We start from the raw sequence: 7548 nt of genomic DNA, 5'->3' as shown, positions 1-7548 counted from the left end.
CTTAATCATGGTATTTGGTGCGGTGATGCCGGCCTTTACTGGCCTTGCCAACTGGTTAATTCCGATGATGATCGGCGCGCCCGATATGGCGCTACCACGCATGAATAACTGGAGCTTTTGGATCCTCCCCTTTGCTTTTAGCATGTTATTGGCCTCACTGTTTATGGAAGGTGGCGGCCCTAACTTCGGTTGGACTTTCTACGCTCCGCTATCCACCAAATACAGCCCCGACAGTACCGCTTTGTTTGTGTTTGCCATTCACATCATGGGCATAAGCTCGATCATGGGCGCAATTAACGTGATAGTGACCATTATGAACTTGCGGGCTCCCGGTATGACTTACATGAAGCTGCCATTGTTTGTCTGGACTTGGTTTATCACTGCGTTTTTGTTAATTGCGGTAATGCCAGTATTGGCAGGGGCGGTGACCATGGTGCTCACCGACAAGTATTTTGGCACCTCGTTTTTTGATGCGGCGGGAGGAGGCGACCCGGTCTTGTTCCAGCATATTTTCTGGTTCTTTGGCCATCCCGAAGTGTACATCATGATTTTGCCGTCTTTTGGCATTATCTCGGCGATTATTCCGGCCTTTTCACGTAAGAAGCTGTTTGGTTATTCGTCGATGGTCTACGCCACCGCGTCGATTGCCGGCTTGAGCTTTTTAGTTTGGGCGCATCACATGTTTACTACCGGCATGCCAGTTCAGGCCGAGTTGTTTTTCATGTATTGCACCATGCTGATCTCGGTGCCCACTGGGGTGAAGGTATTCAACTGGGTGGCCACCATGTGGCGCGGTTCGATTACCTTTGAAACGCCGATGTTGTTCGCCATAGCCTTCATCGTTTTGTTCACCATTGGCGGCTTCTCTGGCTTGATGCTGGCGATAACGCCGGTGGATTTTCAGTATCACGATACCTATTTTGTGGTGGCGCACTTCCACTATGTACTAGTCACCGGCGCGGTATTCTCGATTATGGCGGCCGCCTATTACTGGCTACCCAAGTGGACCGGCAAAATGTATGACGAAGGGCTAGGGCGCTTGCACTTCTGGTGCTCGCTAATTTCGGTGAATGTGCTGTTCTTCCCGATGCACTTCTTGGGCTTGAGTGGTATGCCGCGGCGTATTCCCGACTATGCGCTGCAATTTGCCGATGTAAATGCGATTGTGAGTATTGGCGGCTTCGCCTTTGGCCTATCGCAGTTCATCTTCTTGTACATGGTGATCAAGTGCATTCGCAGTGGCGAGCCTGCCCCAGCGAAACCTTGGGAGGGCTCAGAAGGCTTAGAGTGGGATGCCTTGCCTTCTCCTGCTCCTTATCACAGCTTTTCCACGCCACCAGAGGTGAAATAACATGGTTGGCCATCGTCGCTTGGTGCTAAGGCTACTGCTGGTGGTGGTGGCCATGTTTGGTTTTGGTTTCGCCTTGGTGCCTTTGTATGACGTATTTTGCCAGGTCACCGGGATTAACGGCAAAACCGCCAAACAAGCCAGCGAAGCCAGCCTTGGTGTAGACCAACAGCGTAGCATTACCGTGGAGTTTATTAGCTATGTGCCGCGCGCACTTAATTGGCAATTTGGCCCGCAGCAAAGCCATGTAACAGTGCACCCCGGCGAAACCCTAAAAGTTAACTTTAGTGCCAGCAATCTAAGCGGCCAGCGTGGCACCGTGCAGGCTGTGCCCTCGGTAAGCCCCGGTTTGGCGGCCAATCATTTACAAAAGGTGAGCTGTTTCTGTTTCGAGCAGCAAACGCTGGACCCGGGTCAGCAGCAAGAGATGCCCTTGTTGTTTTACGTAGACCCAGCGTTACCTAAAGACATTACCACTTTAACCTTGGCTTATACCTTATTTGCTGTAGAGGAACAGCCAGTTGATAAGAACACAGCAACAGCACAGTTAAGTGCTAATGGAGAGCTGAGCAATGACGCAGCCTTATGAAAAATATTACGTACCCGCTCAAAGTATTTGGCCAATTGTGGGCGCAGTGGGTTTATTCCTTATCGCCATGGGTGCGGGTTTAAGCGTACAACAAATTGATAGTGAGCAAAGCTACGGCCTGTGGATTTTGTCCTGCGGCTTCGTGGTGATAGTCAGCATGATGTTTGGCTGGTTTGGCAATGTGATCCAAGAAAGCATGGATGGCCTATACAGCGCGCAAATGGATCGCTCGTTTCGCCAAGGCATGAGTTGGTTCATTTTCTCTGAAGTCATGTTTTTTGGCGCCTTCTTTGGCGCACTGTTTTATGCACGGATGATCGCCGTGCCTTGGCTGGGGGGCGCGGGTAACAATGAAATGACCGGCATGGTGCTTTGGCCAGAGTTTGAAGCGGTGTGGCCCTTAGTAAAAACGCCCGCAGGCACTACCACCGAAGCTATGGGCTGGTACGGTTTGCCCTTATTGAATACGCTGATTTTGGTGGTTTCTTCGATTACTTTGCACTTTGCCCACGTGAGTTTGGAAAAGGAACGTCGCAGTGCGCTTAAGTTGTGGCTAGCCATCACCCTGGTATTGGGCTTCTCCTTTCTGTTTTTTCAAGTGGAAGAATATGTACATGCCTATCAGGAAATGGGGCTGCGTTTAGATTCCGGTATTTATGGCAATACCTTCTTCTTGCTCACCGGCTTTCATGGCCTGCATGTGACGCTAGGAGCGGTGATGCTCAGCATTATGTTTTTGCGGATCTTGAAGGGGCACTTCAGTGCCGATAAGCACTTTGGCTTTATGGCTTCTAGTTGGTATTGGCACTTTGTAGACGTGGTGTGGTTGTGTCTGTTTGTGTTTGTTTATGTGCTGTAGCCCGCCGCGCTTAATAGGGGCGAGGGTTGGGTTGAATAAAGCCCAGTGCCATGGCAGCGAGGATCAGCAAAATCACTAAACAGCTAAAGATAAGTCGGCGACCCAGATAGTAGCTCATTGGCTTGTCGCCGCCTTTAAGCATCACCCGTAGCGCAAACAACATATTGGCAAAAACAAATAGGATTAACACGGCGAGCAGTATTTTTATGGCCATAGCGAAAACCTCACAATGTATTGATAGAAAGCCAGTTTCATACCGCTTATGGCTGTTTGTGTTGCTAATGGTTGCCTTGATAGCGCTAATGGTCAAGCTTTCATTGTGGCAATGGCAACGGGCTGAGCAAAAACAGCAATTGCTTGAGCAATATCTACAGCAATCGCAGCAACAAAGCAGTTTACAGGTAGCCTTGAGCGAAGGGCCCAAAGCCTTTCAACGAATTAAGGTGAGCCAGATCCAAGCCTTAAACCAACTGCTGTGGCTAGACAATCAAATCCAAAACGGCCGAGTGGGTTACGACGTATTTACGCTGGCGGCCACCCCGCAGGGGAAGGTATTGGTGCGTTTAGGCTGGCAGGCGGCGCCCATGTCTCGTGGGCAATTACCGGAAGCGCCGAGTACTGACAATTTGCCGCAGCAGTACCGGCTTCGCCAAATTAGTCACAGCTTACTGTTAGATAAACAACATTGGTTAGAGAGCTTGCCGCAGGGCTTACGGGTGCAGCAAATTGACCTTGCCGGTTTAGCCGCTCATTGGCAGATAGAACTGTTACCCTTTGTTTTAGATAGCCAGTTGCAGTTTAGTTCCGAACAATTGGTGGCGATGCCGCCGCAGAAGCATCAGGCCTATGCGCTGCAATGGTTATTGATGGCCATAGTAGCCAGCGGCTTAACCATTTATTTCTGTTGGCGTAGTCGCAATAAGGAGAGTGCATGAAGAGTCAGCAAAAAACCATGGCCTTATTGGCGGCGACCTTTTTACTGCCACTGTTATTGGCCTGGTTAGTGCTAAAGCTGGATTGGTATCAGCCGGGCGCCTTAAGCCATGGTCAGTGGCTTGAGCCGCCATTGCAATTAGATAATTACCCACAGGGCAAGTGGTCGATAGCCCAAGTGGTGGATGGTGAATGCACGGCGCTGTGTCAGCAGAATCTTGCCAAGTTAAATAATGCTTGGCTGGCGCTGGGCATTGCCAAACAAAAAACTTTGCGGGTGGCCTTAACTCCGGCAAAGGAGCCCGAGCTACTTAGTGAAGCCTCACTCACGCAACTTAGCTTGAGCAATAGCCAACAATTTAGTGCTTATAGCCAGCAGTGGTTGCTGGTAGACCCCACCGGATGGGTGATTTTGGCTTATCAGCCAAGCTTGGGCGATGAGCAGATTAAAGGGCTGATCACCGACTTAAAAAAATTAATTAAAAACTCTCGGTTTCAATAGCGAACAAGGGATGGATATGCAAAAAGGATTAGTCGCGGCCATTTTACTTGCCATAGTGGTGATAGGTTTAGGTGCTTATACCCGTTTAACCGATGCTGGTTTAGGTTGCCCAGACTGGCCGGGTTGTTATGGTCGTTTGGCGGTGCCACAACAGGCCGAGCATATTGAACATGCCGCCAAAGCGTTTCCCGAACGCCCCTTAGTACCACACAAGGCTTGGAATGAAATGATTCACCGCTACTTTGCTGGCAGTTTGGGCCTGCTGGTGGTGGGGCTAGCGGTAGTGGCGTTTCGCCGTAAACAGCAGCGTTTGCTGGCCGCAGCGGCAGTGCTGTTAATTGTTTTTCAGGCTACCTTAGGCATGTTAACGGTGACGCTAAATTTAATGCCTTTGGTGGTCATGGGCCATTTGTTGGGTGGCTTTGCCATGTTGGCCTTATTGTTTAGCTGGTGGCTGTTGCAGCGGCGGCCCTTGCAAGCTACCCAACAAGCTGCACCTTGGTTGTGGGGCGGTTTAGCGGTATTGCTGCTGCAAATTGCCCTAGGAGGATGGACCTCGGCTAATTACTCGGCAATTGCTTGTCAGGGACTGCCTTTGTGTCATGAGCCATGGACTGAAAACTACCGCTTAGATGCCTTTCATCCGCTACCGGAACCGCATAGCGAAGGCTATGAATTTGGCGTATTGGAGCATCAACAGCGCCAAACCATTCATGTTACCCATCGTATATGGGCGGGTTTTACCGCCGTGTATTTATTGTTGTTGGCGTTAAGCCATATCCAGCGTCGCCATAGCAGTATTCAACGGGCGCGCGCTTCGTGGATGTTGCTACTGTTGTTCTGCCAGTTGGCCTTGGGCGTGGCAAACGTACTATGGCAAGTACCGCTGGCAGTGGCGGTGGCCCACAATTTAGGTGCGGCCTTGTTGTTATTAGCGATGGTAAGTTTAGTGTTAGCCCACTATCAGCTTGGCTGCACAGTGCCGATGAGTCACGATAAGGAGATGCCCTATGGCAAAGTTGAACACGCTTAATCTGCCCAAGTCACTGCGTTGGCGAGTTAACTGGCGGGCGCTGTATAAACTCACTAAACCCAAGGTGGTGGCGCTTATCGTATTAACCTCGGTGGTGGGCGCGTGTTTGGCCACCTCGGGTTTGCCTCCGTGGCAAGCCTTGCTATTGGGTAATTTAGGTATTGCCTTGATGGCCGGCGGCGCGGCGGCCTTTAACCACTATATTGATAGCGAAGCCGATGCGGCGATGGCGCGAACCCATAACCGGCCCTTACCCAGTGGCGCGGTGGCCAACTGGCAGGCGGTGCTATGGGCGTCGCTGTTATCGCTAGCGGGTTTTGGCTTGCTGTATCTTTGGGTTAACCCTTTAACTGCGTGGTTAACTGCGGCCAGTTTGGTGGGTTATGCGGTGATTTATACCTTGTGGCTAAAGCGGGCGACACCACAAAATATTGTGATTGGTGGTTTGGCTGGCGCGATGCCGCCCTTGCTGGGTTGGACGGCGGTAAACAACAGCATATCGGCCGAGCCATTGTTGCTGGTGATGTTAATTTTTACTTGGACGCCGCCGCACTTTTGGGCCTTGGCGATTGCTCGTCGCGATGAGTATGCCAAGGTCAACATTCCAATGTTGCCGGTAACCCACGGGATCCGCTTTACCAAGCAGTTGGTTTTATTGTATTCGCTATTACTGTTTGCGGTGGCGTGGTTGCCCTTCTTAGTGGGCATGAGTGGTTTGCTCTACTTAGGCTTAAGTTGTCTGCTGAATGCGCGCTTTATGTGGTTGGCTTGGCGACTTTATGGAGGGGATAATCAGCGCGATGCGATGCGCTTATTTGGCTATTCAATAGTGTATTTAATGTTGCTATTTGTTGCCTTGTTAGCCGACCACTGGTTGTTTGCGCTGTTGTAAGCTTTTGCTATTGCCGAGAGGGTAAGCAGCTTTTACACTCTCGCTATCCTTTTTTAAGTTGGATTTTCATGTCTGCTTCCCGCTTTTCGGCGATTGCTGCTATCGCCGTGCCGATGATCCTATCCAATATTACCATTCCCCTATTGGGTCTAGTCGATACCGCAGTGATTGGCCACTTGGAGCATGCCCATTATTTAGCGGGCGTAGCACTGGGCTCGATGGTGATAGCCTTAGTCTACTGGTTATGTGGCTTTTTACGCATGTCTACCACGGGCTTGAGCGCTCAAGCCTTTGGTGCCAACGACCCGCAAGCCTTAATTCGCACCGGGGTTAATTCGGCCGGCATCGCTGTGCTGTTGGGCTTGGCGCTATTGTTGCTGCAACAACCGATTTTGCACTTAGCCATGGCCTTGGCTGGCGGTAGTGAGCCTGTGCAGTACTACGCTGCCGAGTATTTTTCGACGCGCATTTGGGGCGCTCCCGCGGCCTTACTTAATTTGGTGGTATTAGGCTGGTTACTGGGCATGCAAAATGCGCGGGCCTCGATGCTGCTATTAATGTTTAGCAATAGCCTGAATATTGGCCTCGACCTGCTATTTGTGGTGGGTTTTGACTGGAAAGTGCAAGGGGTGGCGCTGGCCACGGTGGTGGCCGACTACTTCGGTTTGCTGCTCGGGCTGTATTTAGCGCGCCGTCAGTTTTTGGCGCGTTTTCAGCAGCTTCCTAGTTTGGCCGAGTGTTGGCAGGGGGTCACCAAGTTGCATTTAGCGGCGCTGTTTAGCCTTAACCGCGATATTTTCTTACGCTCGCTGGCACTACAAGCCTGCTTTGCCTTTATTACTTTTCAGGGTTCGCGTTTGGGTGACAACATTGTGGCTGCCAATGCGGTGCTGCTTAATTTTTTGATGTTTGTTTCCTTTGCCTTGGATGGACTGGCCTACGCGGTAGAAGCCTTGGCCGGTAAGGCTAAGGGCAAAAATGACCGTGCTTTATTTGTTGATACCATTAAGCGCTGCTTGCAGTTAGCGTTATTGGCCGGAGTGAGCTTTAGTCTGATCTTTGGGGTGTTGGGCTCGCAGTTGGTGGCCTTGTTAACCGATATTCCGTTGATTCGCGACACCGCGGCAGACTACCTCGTTTGGATGGTAGCACTGCCTTTGGTATCGGTATGGTGCTTTATTCTGGATGGGGTTTTTATTGCCACTTCTGAAGGCCGAATTATGCGTAATTCGATGCTGCTGGCCAGCTCTGCTGGTTTCTTCCCGTTGTGGTGGTTCACCCAAAGCTGGGGCAATCACGCCCTATGGTTAGCCATGACGGGCTTTATGGCTCTGCGTGGGCTGAGTTTAGGCTGGGTGTATTGGCGCGCCTTAAACCAACAGCGTTGGTTTA

The 7548-nt window shown here is 50.9% G+C and carries 9 protein-coding genes; 8 read left to right on the top strand and 1 reads right to left on the bottom strand.

Going from position 1 to position 7548, the window contains the following annotated elements; translation table 11 throughout:
- The 3 genes from ACQY6Q_RS03925 to ACQY6Q_RS03915 all read left to right on the top strand — a co-directional run.
- A partial coding sequence (locus tag ACQY6Q_RS03925) for a cytochrome c oxidase subunit I (RefSeq protein WP_427978109.1) occupies window positions 1-1351 on the top strand: 1351 nt, incomplete at its 5' end.
- A 1-nt stretch (window position 1352) separates the two neighbouring features.
- On the top strand, window positions 1353-1937 hold the full coding sequence (locus tag ACQY6Q_RS03920) for a cytochrome c oxidase assembly protein (RefSeq protein WP_427978107.1): 585 nt from the start codon (window positions 1353-1355) through the stop codon (window positions 1935-1937).
- Complete coding sequence (locus ACQY6Q_RS03915) at window positions 1921-2796, top strand: cytochrome c oxidase subunit 3 (RefSeq protein ID WP_427978105.1); 876 nt, start codon at window positions 1921-1923, stop codon at window positions 2794-2796. The genes ACQY6Q_RS03920 and ACQY6Q_RS03915 overlap by 17 nt, the downstream gene beginning before the upstream one ends.
- A gap of 10 nt (window positions 2797-2806) precedes the next feature.
- Here the strand turns inward: ACQY6Q_RS03915 and ACQY6Q_RS03910 are convergent, their stop codons facing one another.
- The gene (locus ACQY6Q_RS03910; RefSeq protein ID WP_055733855.1) at window positions 2807-3010 is read right to left on the bottom strand and encodes a DUF2909 domain-containing protein; all 204 of its coding nucleotides are present in this window, start codon (window positions 3008-3010) and stop codon (window positions 2807-2809) included.
- Between ACQY6Q_RS03910 and ACQY6Q_RS03905 the strand changes: the two genes are divergently transcribed.
- The 5 genes from ACQY6Q_RS03905 to dinF form a co-directional block, all read left to right on the top strand.
- Window positions 3003-3731, top strand: a complete 729-nt coding sequence (locus ACQY6Q_RS03905) for an SURF1 family protein (RefSeq protein WP_427978101.1) — start codon at window positions 3003-3005, stop codon at window positions 3729-3731. The genes ACQY6Q_RS03910 and ACQY6Q_RS03905 overlap by 8 nt on opposite strands.
- Window positions 3728-4231 carry a hypothetical protein gene (locus tag ACQY6Q_RS03900; protein WP_427978098.1) on the top strand — a complete coding sequence of 168 codons (504 nt, stop codon included), beginning with the start codon at window positions 3728-3730 and terminating at the stop codon, window positions 4229-4231. Before ACQY6Q_RS03905 ends, ACQY6Q_RS03900 begins: the two co-directional genes overlap by 4 nt.
- A gap of 16 nt (window positions 4232-4247) precedes the next feature.
- A complete protein-coding gene (locus tag ACQY6Q_RS03895) occupies window positions 4248-5264 on the top strand; it encodes a COX15/CtaA family protein (RefSeq protein WP_427978096.1) in 1017 nt (338 codons plus the stop codon).
- Entirely contained in the window at window positions 5242-6156 is a 915-nt protein-coding gene (cyoE, locus tag ACQY6Q_RS03890) for a heme o synthase (RefSeq protein WP_427978093.1), read from the top strand. Before ACQY6Q_RS03895 ends, cyoE begins: the two co-directional genes overlap by 23 nt.
- A gap of 68 nt (window positions 6157-6224) precedes the next feature.
- Window positions 6225-7548, top strand: a 1324-nt coding sequence (gene dinF / locus ACQY6Q_RS03885) for an MATE family efflux transporter DinF (RefSeq protein ID WP_427978091.1), incomplete at its 3' end; no start/stop codon positions are given.

The sequence above is a fragment of the Agarivorans sp. genome (assembly GCF_050295395.1).
Lineage (GTDB): Bacteria > Pseudomonadota > Gammaproteobacteria > Enterobacterales > Celerinatantimonadaceae > Agarivorans.
The sequence above is the reverse complement of the archived record's forward strand: the minus strand, read 5'-3'. Positions and strand labels throughout refer to the sequence as shown.

Excerpts from the sequence above, each read along its gene's own strand:
- ACQY6Q_RS03920 (WP_427978107.1), top strand. The coding sequence starts at position 1,353 with ATGGTTGGCCATCGTCGCTTGGTGCTAAGGCTACTGCTGGTGGTGGTG.
- ACQY6Q_RS03915 (WP_427978105.1), top strand. The coding sequence starts at position 1,921 with ATGACGCAGCCTTATGAAAAATATTACGTACCCGCTCAAAGTATTTGG.
- ACQY6Q_RS03905 (WP_427978101.1), top strand. The coding sequence starts at position 3,003 with ATGGCCATAGCGAAAACCTCACAATGTATTGATAGAAAGCCAGTTTCA.
- ACQY6Q_RS03910 (WP_055733855.1), bottom strand. The coding sequence starts at position 3,010 with ATGGCCATAAAAATACTGCTCGCCGTGTTAATCCTATTTGTTTTTGCC.
- ACQY6Q_RS03900 (WP_427978098.1), top strand. The coding sequence starts at position 3,728 with ATGAAGAGTCAGCAAAAAACCATGGCCTTATTGGCGGCGACCTTTTTA.
- ACQY6Q_RS03895 (WP_427978096.1), top strand. The coding sequence starts at position 4,248 with ATGCAAAAAGGATTAGTCGCGGCCATTTTACTTGCCATAGTGGTGATA.
- cyoE (WP_427978093.1), top strand. The coding sequence starts at position 5,242 with ATGGCAAAGTTGAACACGCTTAATCTGCCCAAGTCACTGCGTTGGCGA.